Origin of the sequence: Shouchella tritolerans, assembly GCF_025770735.1 — a bacterium.
GTDB classification, from domain to species: Bacteria; Bacillota; Bacilli; order Bacillales; family Bacillaceae_D; genus Shouchella; species Shouchella tritolerans.
This window is the reverse complement of sequence record NZ_JAODPB010000001.1, coordinates 930,509-946,295: the sequence shown is the minus strand read 5'-3', so window position 1 is coordinate 946,295 and position 15,787 is coordinate 930,509. Positions and strand designations below refer to the sequence as shown.

At 46.5% G+C, this 15,787-nt stretch carries 15 protein-coding genes, 1 tRNA gene and 1 pseudogene; 2 read left to right on the top strand and 15 right to left on the bottom strand.

Annotated features, from left to right (window positions below; all coding sequences use genetic code 11):
- Positions 1–12: 12 nt before the first annotated feature.
- From N6H06_RS04420 to N6H06_RS04380, 10 genes and pseudogenes are all read right to left on the bottom strand, one after another.
- On the bottom strand, positions 13–1,302 hold the full coding sequence (locus N6H06_RS04420; RefSeq protein WP_263705717.1) for a cytosine permease: 1,290 nt from the start codon (positions 1,300–1,302) through the stop codon (positions 13–15).
- An 18-nt stretch (positions 1,303–1,320) separates the two neighbouring features.
- A complete protein-coding gene (locus N6H06_RS04415; RefSeq protein WP_212954272.1) occupies positions 1,321–1,914 on the bottom strand; it encodes a TetR/AcrR family transcriptional regulator in 594 nt (197 codons plus the stop codon).
- A 146-nt stretch (positions 1,915–2,060) separates the two neighbouring features.
- Complete coding sequence (locus N6H06_RS04410) at positions 2,061–2,867, bottom strand: GNAT family N-acetyltransferase (protein ID WP_263705716.1); 807 nt, start codon at positions 2,865–2,867, stop codon at positions 2,061–2,063.
- A 13-nt stretch (positions 2,868–2,880) separates the two neighbouring features.
- Positions 2,881–3,387: a stage II sporulation protein P gene (locus N6H06_RS04405; protein ID WP_263705715.1), complete on the bottom strand. Its 507-nt coding sequence runs from the start codon at positions 3,385–3,387 to the stop codon at positions 2,881–2,883.
- 119 nt (positions 3,388–3,506) lie between these two features.
- Positions 3,507–4,367 (bottom strand): serine/threonine-protein kinase, encoded by an 861-nt coding sequence (locus N6H06_RS04400; RefSeq protein WP_263705714.1) that lies wholly within the window; start codon positions 4,365–4,367, stop codon positions 3,507–3,509.
- A gap of 42 nt (positions 4,368–4,409) precedes the next feature.
- Positions 4,410–4,742, bottom strand: a complete 333-nt coding sequence (locus N6H06_RS04395) for an HIT domain-containing protein (RefSeq protein ID WP_062745923.1) — start codon at positions 4,740–4,742, stop codon at positions 4,410–4,412.
- Between the two features lie 59 nt (positions 4,743–4,801).
- Positions 4,802–5,779: an HD domain-containing protein gene (locus N6H06_RS04390; protein ID WP_263705874.1), complete on the bottom strand. Its 978-nt coding sequence runs from the start codon at positions 5,777–5,779 to the stop codon at positions 4,802–4,804.
- A 252-nt stretch (positions 5,780–6,031) separates the two neighbouring features.
- Positions 6,032–6,311: pseudogene (locus tag N6H06_RS23160) on the bottom strand (zinc ribbon domain-containing protein); the annotation flags it as partial.
- A 5-nt stretch (positions 6,312–6,316) separates the two neighbouring features.
- Positions 6,317–6,379 (bottom strand): hypothetical protein, encoded by a 63-nt coding sequence (locus N6H06_RS23155; RefSeq protein WP_404830332.1) that lies wholly within the window; start codon positions 6,377–6,379, stop codon positions 6,317–6,319.
- A 168-nt stretch (positions 6,380–6,547) separates the two neighbouring features.
- Positions 6,548–7,072: a nucleotidyltransferase family protein gene (locus tag N6H06_RS04380; RefSeq protein ID WP_212954278.1), complete on the bottom strand. Its 525-nt coding sequence runs from the start codon at positions 7,070–7,072 to the stop codon at positions 6,548–6,550.
- A gap of 250 nt (positions 7,073–7,322) precedes the next feature.
- Between N6H06_RS04380 and N6H06_RS04375 the strand changes: the two genes are divergently transcribed.
- Together N6H06_RS04375 and N6H06_RS04370 are read left to right on the top strand one after the other, a co-directional pair.
- Positions 7,323–7,396 (top strand) — tRNA-Arg (locus N6H06_RS04375).
- Positions 7,397–7,808: 412 nt separating this feature from the next.
- The gene (locus tag N6H06_RS04370) at positions 7,809–8,774 is read left to right on the top strand and encodes an alpha/beta hydrolase (protein ID WP_238583288.1); all 966 of its coding nucleotides are present in this window, start codon (positions 7,809–7,811) and stop codon (positions 8,772–8,774) included.
- Between the two features lie 73 nt (positions 8,775–8,847).
- Here the strand turns inward: N6H06_RS04370 and N6H06_RS04365 are convergent, their stop codons facing one another.
- Genes N6H06_RS04365 through hutU form a run of 5 tightly spaced genes read right to left on the bottom strand, consistent with a single transcriptional unit; the run spans position 8,848 to position 15,736 of the window.
- Complete coding sequence (locus N6H06_RS04365) at positions 8,848–10,188, bottom strand: YjiH family protein (protein WP_263705712.1); 1,341 nt, start codon at positions 10,186–10,188, stop codon at positions 8,848–8,850.
- Between the two features lie 9 nt (positions 10,189–10,197).
- On the bottom strand, positions 10,198–11,529 hold the full coding sequence (locus N6H06_RS04360; RefSeq protein ID WP_263705711.1) for an amidohydrolase family protein: 1,332 nt from the start codon (positions 11,527–11,529) through the stop codon (positions 10,198–10,200).
- On the bottom strand, positions 11,526–12,803 hold the full coding sequence (locus N6H06_RS04355; RefSeq protein WP_263705710.1) for a Zn-dependent hydrolase: 1,278 nt from the start codon (positions 12,801–12,803) through the stop codon (positions 11,526–11,528). Before N6H06_RS04355 ends, N6H06_RS04360 begins: the two co-directional genes overlap by 4 nt.
- Positions 12,721–14,064 carry an imidazolonepropionase gene (hutI, locus tag N6H06_RS04350; RefSeq protein ID WP_263705709.1) on the bottom strand — a complete coding sequence of 448 codons (1,344 nt, stop codon included), beginning with the start codon at positions 14,062–14,064 and terminating at the stop codon, positions 12,721–12,723. Before hutI ends, N6H06_RS04355 begins: the two co-directional genes overlap by 83 nt.
- A complete protein-coding gene (gene hutU / locus N6H06_RS04345) occupies positions 14,057–15,736 on the bottom strand; it encodes a urocanate hydratase (protein ID WP_212954283.1) in 1,680 nt (559 codons plus the stop codon). The genes hutI and hutU overlap by 8 nt, the downstream gene beginning before the upstream one ends.
- Positions 15,737–15,787: the final 51 nt, after the last annotated feature.

Below are 15,787 nucleotides of genomic sequence, written 5' to 3'. Positions count from 1 at the left end.
TCCTTTTCCTGTTTATCTGTTCTTGCGTGCGAACACTGTTTTTCCAATTAGCGCTTGTAAGACAAACGCGACGATAAAGCCATCAAGTGCTGGAATGGTTGTGAAAACGAGCAAGCCTAACCCATCGGGTGCCGGCGTCGTCAACCAACAAAACAACGAAGTAACGAGCCATACGGCCAGAGAACGGCCAATCAGCTTACGGCTGTGAAGAGCTTGAAATGAAAATTTTTGTTTGTCAATGACATAATATTCAGCAGCATACACTCCCCCAACTGGAGCAATCAGCATCGTCATCAATGATAAAAATGTAATAAAGTGATCAAATATGCCTATAAACGCTAATGTCGAAGCGGCAACTCCCATAACAAGTGTCAATACTGGACGCTTTGCTTTCGGGATCAGCACCGACATGCTTAGAGAAGCCGAATAGAGATTATTCGTATTTGTCGTCCACTGAGAAAAAGTAAGGACAATTAACGCCGGTAAGCTTAAACCAAGCAGGATAAATACTTGCGCCAAATCATCCGTGTTTAACAATTTCGACAACAGCACGGCAATGACGACCATAAAGCTATTTCCAAAGAAAAAGCCTAAGAAAGCAGCAATCATCGCATCTTTCTTTGATTTTGCCCATCTAGAAATGTCAGGAGATAGGATTGTGCCAAGTACATAAATGCCTATCACTAAGGAAACGGCAACTCCGAATGAAAACTTCGCTTCTACTGGCGCCAACACAGCACTGGCATCTCTTTGCGCAAATGCTAAAACCAGCGCTGCCAAAATTAAGACAACAAGCAGCGGACTTGTCCAATTCGTCAGCTTTTCGAACCATCTAAACGCAAACGCGGTCGTCATCATCAGTAGTCCGCCAACAAAGGCAACCGCCGGAAGGGGCAGTGTCCAGCCTGTTAAATGTTCAACAACAGAAACGGTATTTTCGGCAAAAAATCCAGCTTGGACGCCGAACCATCCGATCATCGAAATCGATATAACGACTGAAATCACTTTTGCTCCAGCCGCGCCAAAAACAAAATTGGAAATCATCGTCGTGGACAGGCCGGTTGCAGCGCCAATATTGGCACAAATTGCGCCTAGCAAACCAAGAAAAAGAGAGCCGACTGCAACTGCCAGCAACGCTTCAACAAATGGGATCCCCGCTCCAAGTTGCGCGCCTAACAACATGCCTGATAAATCAATGCCGATGGCAAACCAAACAGTCGCCATCGGCAGCCATCCTTTTCGTACTTCCTTTGGCACAGGCTCCCTTTCATAGTCTTTAATTGTTTTATATGCTTCTTCCATCTCCCGCTCACTTCCTTGTTAACGTTTGGTGATACTAGTAGAAATTCCTTGCCAATAAAGTTTCCACGCATGGGAAAAGGAGGTTTCCAACTTCTCTTTGTCATAGTAAAACGTTTGTAAAAACAGCCCATCCATTAAGCAAAGAAAAGAATCGACCAGCTCATGCAACGGTTCGCTGCGGATGTCCCCTTGTTGAATCCCTTCTGAAAAAATAGCGATTAGCGAGGAACGGATTTGGTGTTCATTATGAGCAAACCGACTGCGCATCTCCTCCTCAAGAAAATCAGGAGGAAACAAATTCACACGTGTTAAAAATTCCGTTTTTGTTTGTTCGCGGAGATGATAATCAAGCATAGCCTCCACCACTTTTCGGAGCCGCTGTTCACTTCCTTCAATCTCCATCACATTTGTTTGCTGAACTAATTGGGCGGCATGCTCATCAAGAAGCTCACGATAAATAGTCATAAACAAGTCTTTTTTGCTCTTAAAAAACGCGTAAATCGAAGGCGTTTTTATCCCAACTGCACTGGCAACTTCCGCCAGGCTCATCCCTTCGTAGCCACCTTTAGCAAACGCAACCAATGCCGCTTGTTTGATTTTTTCTTTTGTCATCGTCCGTCCACCTAACGAATATTAGTTAGCAATAGTTTAGTCCCCTTCCTCCTAAAAAGCAAGCACAAATTTTATGTAAATTAACGAAAAAGAATATTTATGCATCATAGCAGCACAAAAAAGAGCTGCCCATCAAGGCACAGCTCTCATGAAACACGCTGCCAAAGCGCTTTCGTATAAATGGTTTGCAAGCCTGACCGCTCCATATTGCGCTGGCTTGTTGTCGCAAATCCGGCTTGCCCGCAAATGTATGTACATCCAGCAGCTGCTGCATCTGCCTGGCGCCTAGTAATAAGCGCTTGCTGTACACCTTGCTTCCGAAACGGAGCAAGTACGGCACAAGCAGCAAGTACGGCGATGCTGCCACTAGTGAATAAAGCGGCAACCCCGGCTGGTTCTTCCTCGACTTCAGCCAAATAAAATGTCCAATTTGGTTCTTCATGCAATACGGCGTTGTTTGTCGCTACACTTTCCGTTAAAAAAACAGGCATGCCAAAACTTTCAGTATAAATATGGCCATAAAGACGATAGTCTTCCAGTTTTAACGTCCGAATCGCTATTCCTTCGTGCCTCTCCTCTGCTTGTCTACTGCAACTTCCTGCAAGGACGGAATGAAAACCGGTTTGGCAAAAGCCTTGGTGGTACAGGGCTTGCATCACCTTGATCCCAGCCACGCCAGGCACCAATTGAATTTGTGGTTCTAATTCTTTTTTTTCATAAAACGGAATGATTTCGCCAATTTGCCCTTCCTCTTCCTCACGCAAACCACGGACTGTATTAAAAGCAGGTCCTGGCATACGCTTTGCAGAAAACGCGTATGCCTGTCCAAATGTTTCAATCGCTACTCCGAGCGAATTGCCGTCTATCGTTTCAATTGCTCTCAAGCGTGAACAGAGCATGTTCGTCTCAGCCTCTTCCAAACGATCCACAAACGCCGTTGTCGCAATCATCATAACCCCTTCCCCGTTAATCGAAATCGACGATTCTTCCGCTCCGTTCCTGGTCTTGTTTGATCTTAAGCTTGTCCGCCATTTCCTGAACGAGGACAATCGCCATGTCTATTTCTTCCTTGCCATTTTCCTGCCCACCAACATAGACCGACACTGAGTTTGGATCCTCTGTTGTTGCCTGAGCAGAATCAGCCAAAACCCCTCTGCTCAAGCCTGGATAAGCTTTTTCCAATTCTTTATGAAGCGCTTGTGCGACTGCAACTTGTTGCTCGTAATTGCCCGCTTCACCATTTACTTTCATCCACACGCGGGCAATCGGTTGTTTATCGTAGATGAGCGTGCTTTCCGAATAAGAAATGCCCTCTTCCTGGATTTTATAGTGTAAATGGGGTTCTTCTTTTCCATCCACTACTTCGTTTATCGATGGTTGCCCGCTTTTTGGATCAGCTTTCTGATGATCGCCCGTTGGTTGTCCAATGAGCAGCATAACAGCAGCCATACAAAGCACCACACGCTTGTCCATCTAGGAACCTCCTAAAAACTTTTTGTTTTACGTGTATTCCTAGTTTGGACAATTGATGCCTCGAAACATACTAGATTTTTCATTTTAGCGATTGTCTATGTGGTTCGCGCCTTTATCTCTTAACGTTTTTTCGCATCTTGCCACGCCGCAACGAAACCAGCAACAGTCGGAAATCGCGCTTCTCGCTCAGCTGCTGTTGCCTGTTTTGCCACTTCAAACAGAGCGGTGCTAGCGCCCCAGTTGTCCAACGTCCGCTTGTTTTCATTCCCTAACAAGGCGAAAGCGACGGCCCCCATTGTATAGACATTCGTCTGCCCATCAATCGCTGCGCCAAGTTCGAACTCTTCTGGGGCCATAAATCGCTTTGACCCCCACATTCTTCCCATTGTATTGACATAAGGTTTTTTCCGATACAAATCAATGTCACATATCGTCGTTACCCCTGTTGAAAAGTCATACAAAATGCTGCCATCATAAAAGTCGATCGCGACGTAGCCGTTACGTTCGACGTGTTCGTGAAAGGAATAAATGGCATCAAGCGTAACCAAGCGCTTTGCTACAGGCAGCCGTTTATGCTTATAGGTCGGTGAGTTTGGATCGGTATACTTGGCAGGCGGTGGAAATAACCAATGGGCATGCAAACATTCGCCCTCTGCCCAAGGAAACACAAGGGCATAGCCCCCATTAGTGGCGAAATGGGCGTGCAATGTAACCAAGTTTGGATGAGCAAGATGTTCATAAACAGCAACCGCTTCTTTTATACGCTCAACTGCCTGTGGAATATCCCCCTCATAATAAAGCGTCTTAGCACCTGCATATTTGACAAACCACTTCTTGACGCCATCCGCTACACCAAAACTTACATTTCCAGAGTCCTGTTGGTCAAAAACAGCAAAGACATCCCCTAGCTGCAAAAGCCAATCAAAGTCATGTGCTTCTTTTAATGAAACGCTCTTACTTCCTAGTTTTTGTATGACCATAGACAGATCTCCTTCTCTAGCGTTTTCTGACTTGACTATTACTCATTTAAGTGGCTGGCCAAACGCAATATGCCAATGCAAATGCTTAGAATCTTGGTAGTTGCCGAGGTTCGTCAACACACGGCAGGCGCCATGCTCGGCCTTGACTTGTGCAGCGACTGTTTTGATAACAGAAAACAGTTCAAGCAAAAGGGCATCGTCTTCTTCCTCTAACGACAATAATGAGGGAATATGCTTTTTCGGGATCGCGACAATATGCACAGGGTAATAAGGATTTGTATGGTGATAAGCTAGGACATTTTCTGTTTCCATTACTTTTTTCACTGCTGTTTTGCCGCTTAACACTTCTTCACAATAGAAGTCTTCTGTCTTCATCGTATATTCCTACTTTCTAGTTCGTTTATTCACCCTTCAAGTATACAGGTGTGCCACGATTAATCACGCATGACTTTCAAATAGATGCCTTTTTCTGCCTTCTCTCTCGCTTTGCTGATTAGGTCAGCCGCTTTTTTAGAACGTTTTGACACAGGCACAAAGGCGCCACCTACATCTACCAACGGGTCAACGATACGGACTTTGTTTTTACGGTAATGATCATACTCGCCTGTTGCTTCCTTTACGCAAACGCCAGGAGAAGTCTCGGCCAGGAGGCGCCGGATCTGTTCATCCCCACTTTTGTTCAGTTTTTTTAAAAGTTGGTCATCCTCAGCCAATAGATCCCATTCGTTTATTACGTTGCACTCAAGGGCTAAACGCAGCGCCTCTGAGATTTTCCAGTTGGCATACACATTTCGCGGTTCCATGAAAAATTCGATTGTTTCTTTATTGTAGGCTTCAATAAACCATTCTGCCGCAGCCAACGATTGAACAACAATTTTCCCGTCTTTCACAATAAGCTGCTCTAAGAAATGATGGGCTTCCTGAAGGGAAATGAATCGATAAGTATATAAATCGCGCAATGTATAGTCGATTCGGTCAGCACATAAATGTGGCGCAGGCTGTTCAAGCAACGGCCATTTCTCGATATTGCCGACAATCTCGTTTACATCAATTTGGTGCTTCTTCAAAATAGCAGGAATGTCCGATTCGGCAATTTGTTTATGAAAGAGTTGTTCATGATAATCTTCCTTTTCATTCTTAAACACATAGTCAGATACATGGGAAAAAGCTGTGTGAGAAACATCATGCAGCAAGCCAGCCGCTTGTTCTTTTAACGAACCCCCTAATCGGCGTATTAACAGCATGACTCCAATCGAGTGCTCGTAGCGAGTTACATTCCACTTTGGACAAACAAGATAAGCTGCTCCAGCCTGATGGACGCCTTTTAATCGCTGAAGCAGCCTGCTGTTCACTAAATCGCCTAGTATCGGTTCAACTTCCATTGAACCATAAAGCATGTCTTCCAACACCATCATTTTATCACTCCCAAAAAATACAGGCCAACTTGCCTGCAGCAGACTGTGCCAGTGTCAGTAAGTTTGTCGACAAAGCGCCTCCATTTGCCCTTAAGGCATCGCCTTTTCCTCTTTGTCGTCGCGGAGCAGTTCTGTGAACTACCTACCACTTATCACCCTTGGCGGTCGCTTGAAGTGGGGGCTTTTTGGATCATCGCCCCTTTTGGTAGCTGACAAAATAGACCAAGCGAACCCTCTTGTTCCAAGAGTTTATCGATTTATTAGGCAGGCAGTGGCTAATAAGCGAATCCCTTCTTTTTTGATAGTGACTGCTGAATTGCCATCTCGATCAACGCTTCGTCCACAAACACATTGATACGTACGTTCGGATAAGGCCATTTCTTTTATGGAACCACAGTGCGAACAAGTCTTTGTGGATGGAGCCCATCCATGCAAAATCTAATCCTAAAACGGATTGAATTTCTTTTTCGTACTTTGTAAGAATTGAAATAGCGTATTTTCCGGATGAAGTCATAGATATAGTACAAGAATATGTTAAAGCTCTTCTTTTAAGATTGCTGCTCGTTCCACTTGGCGTTTGACAATACAACGATACAACTGGGCGGCTTGCTTGCCGATTTCGCTATTGCGTACTGCCTTTACGCTCTCCCCTCCTCCTATTTATTATTGTATCCGATCGTTTAGCAAAAACGGAAATCATTACTGAAACCCCTACGCCCAATGTTTGCATAGAGTGATTCCTTTTTCGGAACAAGTCTAGCAGCATCAAGCAAACCACTTTATTTCTTTAAGCTTATCGCCAAGCGGTTGTTGCTTTAACCGTTCAAGCATAGCTAGGTTTGCCCCATGCATTTGCAAGTAGGACTCGAGCATCGCTGCCTTTTTATCTCGCCCCATTAAGACGTAGGCAACAAGCCAAGCTTCAGGGCTTCCTACTGGTATGCCTTGCCAATGAAAAGCAGCATCCGCAGGAATGCGGCAAATGCCTACTTCTGAGCGAAGCGCAAAATCGCCGATGATTTCAACTTCTTGACCGTTTTTTTCGACAAATAGCTTATATCCACTCACAAATAAGTTGTCACCCGTTTGTCCTGTTTCTAACGCTTTTATTGGGAAAAGGGCTTGCGTCACAGCGTTCTTGTTAGCGTTTGTCATAATGTCCCAGTCGTTTACCGTTTCCGTCAATCCTAATGCATACAGCAGGCCGCTCCCACCTAATGAAAAAGCAATCTGATTCGCTTTTAACTTGCTTGCTACCGTAAAAAGGGCATCGGTTTTTTGTTGGTCCATGGGTTCCTCCTCTTTTTTGACTTAACATCAGAACAGGTCAAATTCGCGCAATTGCTATTTACTCGCATTTTCGTAAGTTTCCTTTTAGCTAACCTTTGGGGAAACAGGGAGCCCATTTATGTTGTTTTCTAGTGAAATAGGGTTCTTTCGATTATTTTAGCATTCACAACGTTTTTCGCAAAAATTTTCCCGTCAAGGGCTTGCTTCTCACGCTTTGTTGCGATAATCTAATCAAGTCGGAACTTTTTATGCGCCTATAGCTCAATCGGATAGAGCATCAGCCTCCTAAGCTGAGGGTTGCAGGTTCAATTCCTGCTAGGCGCGTCCTTTATGTTTTCCTTCTGTTTGGCTTCGCTCCCCGTGTTCCTTCTTACTTAAAAGCAAAGTTTCCTAAACATCGATTTAGAAAAAGAAGTACGATTCAATCTGTAGCCTATCTGCATCCAGTGGCAGTAAAAGAGACGAGCTGTTTCGACATTATGTATAAATGTGTGTTATTGTGAGAGAAAACCAGACAAATCTCTTGCGTTTGCAACAATTTATCCATATAATAAAAGATAAGAACAACGATTCTAGCAAATGCCCGTTTGTTAGCATGGGATAAGCTCGTTCCTCATTCTTTAGTGGCTGCAACTGCTTTCCTGCACACACAATGATTCATTTTTTTCATATACTAAATTAAAGTATCTAAATTTTCAAACTTATGATCCGAACCTTGTATGAAGGAGTTGATGTTATGGGAAACACATTCAGCTTTAAGAAATGGCTTCTGCTTGCTTTGACAACGCTTATGGCTATTGTGGTTCTCCTCGCTGCATTAACTGTATTTATTGGCTATAAGGTAACCAACCCAACAATCCGTTTGCTTCATACAAATCCTACTAACGTAGGTCTTGACTATGAAGATGTCTTATTCTCGAACATTGTCGACAATATTTCATTAAGCGGCTGGTGGATTCCTTCCGACCAGCAATCGCTTTTTCAAAATGAAAAAGCGGTTATATTTTCACACGGCTATGGCTACAATCGCACTGAAATGCCGTTTTCCAGTCTTGAATTGGCAGCAGCCATGCATGAAGCCGGCTATCATGTTTTCATGTTTGACTTCCGCAATTCTGGCATGTCTGAAAAAGCACCTACGACATTTGGCGGAAATGAAAAAAACGACTTGCTTAGCGCGATCCGCTATGTACATGACCAAAAAGGGGTTGAAAACATTGCCTTGGTAGGTTGGTCGATGGGTGCGGCCACTTCTATTATGGCAGGAGCGGAAGCCGATGAGGTAAAAGCAGTTGTTGCTGACAGTCCGTTTTCCGATCTAAACGAATACGCTAAAAACAGCTTCCACTATTGGACCGGGCTGCCAAAATCCCTTGCGTCAGGAACAGCTCGTGCAGTTGAAGCGATTGTCCCAACGTTTAACTTAGAAGACGTACGGCCCATTTATGCAGCAACGCAGTACAATCAAGAAAAAGGTTTATTTCTAATCCATAGCCGTAAAGATGGAGCGATTCCTTATACAGAATCAGAAGTGATACACAACCACGCCGCTGGCAGTGAACTTTGGCTACCTGAAAAAGGCGGCCATATAAGAAGCTATTTTCATTACAAAGCTGAGTACGAAGAACGCGTGTTAAACTTTCTTGACCGGACATTTAAAAAATATGAGCCGCAAATTGTTGAAGCTCGCTATTTCGCATAACAGGTAGAACCCCTCTCTCCAACTAATTGCACCGGAAAGAGGGGTTTTCGCATGTGCGCCATTTTTTACTGCCTTATAAAAACAAGTGAGCAATAGGTGCAGCCAAGAAGATGCTTAACACAACCCGTTCATACCAGATGACAAGCAGTTTTGGCACGCTAATAGGAATGTCTGTCGCTAAGATGGTCGGAATGACCGCGGAAAAAAACAACACGGAAGACACACAAACAACTCCAATCGTAAAACGGGTGATGAGATCAGCGTTGGCAGCAATAGCTGCTGGCAAAAACATTTCAGCAATCGAAGTCGCAGCTGCACTCGCAGCAAAAGCAGGATCAGGCAATTGGACGAGTGCTGTTACTGGGTAAAATAAAACTCCAAGCCACGCAAACAGGGGCGTATACTTAGCCAGCGCTAACCCGAAAAGGCCAATGGACATAATCGAAGGCAAAATGTTCATCGTCATGCGGAACCCATCACGGACGTTTGCGCAAATATTGGCAGATAGGCTTAGGCTCCCTTGCGCTTGTGCCATCGCCTGAGCCCAGCCACGTTGGAGACGGCGCCCTTGCTGCTCTGCTTCAGGGTTGCCTATCATCCCGTTATAATAGCTTTCCGTTGTTTGTTTTAATGGCCATATTCGAGCCGTTACCGCCGTCACTGTATATGTAACGCCTAAACAAGACCAAAAATACACGTTCCAGATTGCCATTAAATCGAGTGTATTGGCAACGACAACCATAAAGGTAACGGAAACAGTGGAAAAGCCAGTGGCAATGATCGTTGCTTCTTTTACCGAATAGCGCCCCTCGCGAAAAAGCCTGTTTGTAATCAACAATCCAAGTGAATAACTGCCAACAAACGAAGCGACAACATCAATCGCAGAGCGCCCTGGCAGGTTCCACCCTTTCCGCATGATTGGCTCCATCCATACACCGGCAAGCTCAAGCAAACCATATCCTGTTAACATAGCCAAAAATACAGCACCAATTGGGACAAGAAGACCTACAGCGACAACAAGGCGATCAAATAGAAATGGGCCCATGTCCTCTGCCAACATCCATTGTGGGCCTATGCCGAATAGCACCATGACAGTAATCGCTAAACCAGCAAGTTGAAAAACAGACAAAAGCAAATCTGTATTTCTCTGCCGCCATGTCCCCTTGTAAAACGGATAAAGCGCGCCAAGAAAAATCACAAGCAACGCATAATACGGCACAATTGCAGGGAAAGCCTGCCTAATGGCGGTCACGATATGGTCAAGCATAATGGAAGACGTACCGTTGATTGGCACGGGCACGAAAAACATAAACGCGCCAATGCTGCTATAAAGCAAGAAACGGATCAGCGCTCGAGGGGAAGAACCGTGTCCTTGCTTAGCCTCTGATCGCGGCTGTTGCTTAAATGGCTCCATGGCGCCCCCTTACTGGGCAGCTAGGGCATGGGCCCATGTTTGATGGAGACGTCCCACTTTCTCGACAATCACTTTTTCAGATTGCGTTACTAGCTGTTTGTTCGCCACTACATGCTTGCCGTCCACAAATACGTCGGCAATCGCTGTTGGCTGCATTGCATACACGAGATTTGCCAACAGTTCCGTTCGTGGCGATAAAGATAAGTCATTCAAATCGAGTGCAATAAAATCAGCACGAAAGCCTTTTTTCAACTCGCCAGTTTGCAGCTTTAGCAAAGCAGCTCCTGTCTTTGTGCCCATTTCAAAAACTTGCTTTCCAGTGATGCATGTGCCATCAAGACGCGTAACTTTTTGCAGCAACGAGCACATCCGCATTTCTTCAAACACGCTAATGCGGTTATTGCTGCAAGCTCCATCTGAACCGAGACCCATGCGCACGCCCGCTTGCTGGAGATCTGGGATGCGCGTCACGCCGTCTGAAAGGAACATGTTGCTTGACGGGCAATAGGCCAACCCCGTCCCTCTGCTGCCAAGAAGAGATACTTCCGAATCGTCAAGCCAGACAAGGTGGATCGCAATCATGCTTTCATCAACGACGCCTAATGAGTCCAAATAATGGACAGGTCGCAAGCCATATGCCTTCAATGTTTCGTCGACTTCAAACGGTTCTTCTGCTACATGAATATGAAATGGTGTGCCTAGCTCTTGGGCGAGGCGATGGCCAGCTTTGATCATTTCTGGCGAGGCAGCATGTGGGCTATGAGGGGCTGGCTGGATCGATACCATCGGATCACTCTCGTATTTGGCCGCCAATTTCCGTGTCCGTGCAACAGCTTCATCCACTGTTTCCTGGTACGCTTCCGGCGCTCCTGCCCAATCATACATCGTCCGTGCAAAAACGAGGCGTATCCCGACATCTTTTGCTGCTTGAATCACCGCTTCATCGGTTTCCACGCCGCCACGATGGACGTAGAAAAAGTCACTGACTGTCGTTGCGCCGTACTTCAACATTTCGCCAAAAGCAAATAGGGCCCCTGTATAAATTGCATCCTCATCCAAGAACGGCGTATACCGGTACAGTGCCTTGTCGCGCCACTCTAAAAACGGCTGATCGGCGGCAATGCCTCTTAGCAAGCTTTGAAAAGAATGGTTGTGGGCATTCACTGTGCCAGGTACAATCGCTTTGCCATCCATGTGAACAAGAGGCACATGGCTATATAAACGTGACATGTTTTCTTGCGGGCCAATGGCTTCAATTTCCCCGTTGTTTACACACATCGCATAGCCTTGTTGAAACGCGCCATCTGTATACATTAAATCAGCTGAATAAAGTGTTCTCATCTGTTATCCGTCCCTTTCTGGTCAAGGTTTTGGTCAAGTTTCAGCAGCGCATGGAACAACACATTCGCAGCTGCCTCAATGTCACAGAGTGCACTTGCTTCTTCAGGACAATGGCTTTTGCCGCCAATGCTAGGGACAAACAACATGCCGCTTCTTGTCATCGCCGCCATGTGGGCTGCATCATGCCCAGCCATGCTCCCGAGTGTCAGCGTCTTGTAACCAAGTGAATGGGCTTGCTCCGCAAATGTATCGATAAGTGATTGGTCCATTGGCACAGGTGGTTGCGATAAAAACGTTTCTTGCTTAATCGAAACGCCACGTCTACTTTTGAGTTCAGCGATTTGGCTGTTTAAAGCATGGCGTACAGCTTCGATTTCTGCGATTGTTTTGCCGCGAATCTCCACAACCATTTCCACTTGACCAGGGATAATATTGGCGGCGTTCGGGCGCACGTCAAGTGCGCCAACTGTTGCGACTACTTCTTCTGCATGCGTTTCCGCCGCCTGTTCGACAGCTACCACCACTTCCGCCGCAGCTACGAGTGCATCCTTACGTTCAGCCATGACAGTCGTTCCCGCGTGATTGGCGTCCCCTATTACGGTTACACGCTCCCTGTAAATGCCCGTAATTCCAGAAACAATGCCAACGGGGATGCTGCTTGTGACTAAGCGTTTCCCTTGTTCAATATGGACTTCAAGGTAAGCAGATAAAAGTGGCGCTAACTCGTGCGTGTCTTCAAAACGATCCGGATCGCCTCCTGCTTGCCTGAGCGCTTCCGTCAATAACAACCCGGCGTCACCTGTCACGCCCTCCAAGTCTTGCTTTGTTAGTTTTCCAGCTACTGCCCGGCTGCCAAATGTCGATAAGCCAAACGGGTTCGGTTCTTCTGCCGTAAAGGAAACGAGTGCGAATGGATGGCGCGTTCCGATCTTTTCTTCGTTCAGTCGTTCCATTACTTCTAAAGCAATGAGAACGCCGAGCGCGCCATCATACATGCCACCGTTTGGCACCGTATCAATATGGGAGCCAAACGCAATAGCAGGAAGACGCTCCTGTCCATTGCGAAAAGCCCAAATATTGGCGGCGGGATCGCACTTGACATCAAGCTCAAGGCTGACACATTGTGTTTGCAACCATTCCCGAGCAGCGAGTTCCGCTGCCGTGAACGTTGTCCGGTCTAATCCCCCTTTCTCATTTTTGCCAAATTGGCCGAGTTCCTCGATTTTCCGTTGCAAGCGAGCGCCGTTGATTGTCGGTTTCTTCAAGTAAAACACCGCCTTCCACGACGATTTTCCCTGCTTTCATGACTGTATCGACTCGATTGACAGCATAGTTATATTGCAATGTTTGATAATTCGGTGCGTCAAATAGCACGAGATCAGCGTTTTTGCCTGCTTCAATGCTGCCGATGTCCTTCGCTCTATCAATGGCGTGGGCGGCATTGATCGTGGCAGCAGCAAGCACCTCTTCTGGCGTCATTTTCATTGTCAGACAAGCCAAATTCATAATGAATGGCAATGATTCAGTTGGCGATGAACCTGGGTTACGGTCTGTCGATAAGGCAACTGGGACTCCTGCTTCAATCATGGCCCGAGCATTGGCCGGCTCGGTCATTAGAAAAAAGGCTGTTCCTGGCAGGAGCACGGCAATAACGCCTGCCTCGGCCATTTGTTTAATGCCTGTTGGTGAGGCTTTTAACAGATGGTCTGCACTGACTGCGCCGACTTTTGCGGCCAGCTCGGCCCCTCCAAAGGAAACCAATTCATCGGCGTGGATTTTTGGCTTAAGCCCATGCTTTTCCCCTTCCTCCAAAATGTATTGCGATTGGGCGACCGTAAAGACGCCCTCTTCACAAAAGACATCACAAAACTCAGCTAAATTCTCAGCTGCGACTTGGGGAATCATTTCTTCTGCAACTAATTTTACAAACGCATCAGGATCCTGTTTCCACTCAGGCGGGATCGCATGCGCCCCCATAAAAGTCGAGACGACGTCTACTGGGTGTTCATTGTTTAATTGTTTAGCGACACGGAGCTGTTTTAGTTCAGCGTCTGTCGCTAACCCGTAGCCGCTTTTCGCCTCAACAGTCGTCACCCCGTGCTGCAAAAAACGGTTAAGCCGTACCCGCGATTCATAGGCCAACTGTTCAGCAGTGGCTGCTCTTGTGCTTTTTGTTGTGCTTAATATGCCGCCGCCTGCCTGTAAAATGTTCATATACGACTTGCCTTTCAAACGCATCGCCAATTCGTGTTCACGGCTGCCGGCAAAGACGAGATGTGTATGGGGATCGACGAGTCCTGGCGTGAGGATCTTCCCCCTTGCCTCAATGGTTTTCACCTTTCCTGAACGTTTTTGCAAGTATTGACAAGCATCTCCGTCTGTACCTACAAAGGCAATCTTCTCTCCCTCAACGATGACACTCCCACATTCGATGACGCCAATTTCAGACAAATCCTCTCCTACTTTTGGTTTGTCGCTTGCGCCAGCAACAGTGACAACTTGTTCAGCCTCCTTGATATATAAGAGTTCAGCCATTTTCTTTTCCCTCCCTTGTAAGGGTCGGAATGACAATGCCTTTTGCTTTTGCCGTTTCCACAGCTTTTTGATAGCCAGCATCGGCATGGCGAACGACGCCCAGCCCTGGATCCGTTGTCAGCACACGCTCCAAACGCCGTGCCGCTTCCGCTGTCCCATCTGCCACTACAACCATGCCAGCGTGAAGGGAGTAGCCCATACCGACGCCGCCACCATGATGGACAGATACCCAGCTTGCCCCTGCTGCCGTATTAACAAGTGCATTTAAAATCGGCCAGTCGGCAACCGCGTCACTGCCGTCTTTCATTGCTTCTGTTTCCCGATTCGGCGAGGCGACCGAACCTGCATCAAGGTGGTCACGCCCGATTACAATTGGGGCGGACAATTCTCCAGAAGCGACCATTTCATTAATCCGTTTGCCAAAACGGGCACGTTCTCCATAGCCGAGCCAGCAAATCCTTGCCGGAAGGCCTTGGAAGGAAATATGGCGACGTGCCATGCGAATCCATTGGCATAACGGTTCGTTGTTGGCAAACTCTTGCAAGATCACTTCATCGGTTTTATCAATGTCTGCTGGATCGCCAGAAAGCGCCACCCAGCGGAAAGGCCCTTTGCCTTCGCAAAATTGTGGCCGGATAAAAGCAGGAACAAAACCAGGAAACGAAAAGGCGTCGCGAATTCCTTCATCAAAAGCAACTTGGCGAATATTATTGCCATAGTCAAACACGATCGCGCCCCGCTTTTTTAGCTCAAGCATGGCTTCAACATGCTCGGCCATGCTCTTTTTAGCGAGACCAATGTAAGCTTTGGGATCTTCCTTTCGAAGCACTTGCCCTTGTTCAAGAGTGAACCCTTTTGGCAAATAGCCATTCAAAGGATCATGGGCAGACGTTTGATCAGTGACAATATCTGGAACAAATCCGCGATTAAGCATTTCTGGCAACACTTCAGCCGCATTGCCGACAAGGCCTATCGAAAGGGGAATGCCTTCCTTTTTCGCGAGTTCTGCTTCTTCAATTGCCTCTGTTAGCGTATGGGCGACAATGTCCAAATAGTTGGTCTCCATACGCTTATCGATCCGAGAACGATCTACGTCAACGCAGATGGCCACGCCATTTGCCATCGTGACAGCTAACGGTTGGGCGCCACCCATGCCGCCTAATCCAGCTGTTACGGTAATGGTTCCTTTTAATGAGCCGCCAAAATGTTGTCTGGCACATTCAGCAAACGTCTCGTAAGTTCCTTGAACAATGCCTTGACTACCAATATAAATCCAACTTCCGGCTGTCATTTGCCCGTACATGATTAAGCCTTTCTTATCAAGCTCATGAAATGTTTCCCAATTCGCCCAAGCAGGGACAAGGTTGGAATTGGCAAGCAAAACCCGTGGTGCATCTTCATGTGTTTTAAAGACAGCAACCGGTTTCCCAGATTGAATGAGTAACGTTTCATCGTTATCAAGCTCTGTTAACGATTCAACAATGCTGTGATAAGACGGCCAATTGCGCGCAGCCTTGCCAATTCCGCCGTAGACAACTAAATGATCTGGATGTTCTGCTACTTCTTCATCTAAATTATTCATAAGCATACGGAGCGCTGCTTCCTGCACCCAACCTTTGGCCGTTAAGGCGGTGCCTCTTTTCGCACGAATTGGTTCATTGTTCAGATTCATTGTGGCATTCCCCCTTTATATGTCTTACTTAGCAGTATAGGGAGCCACACC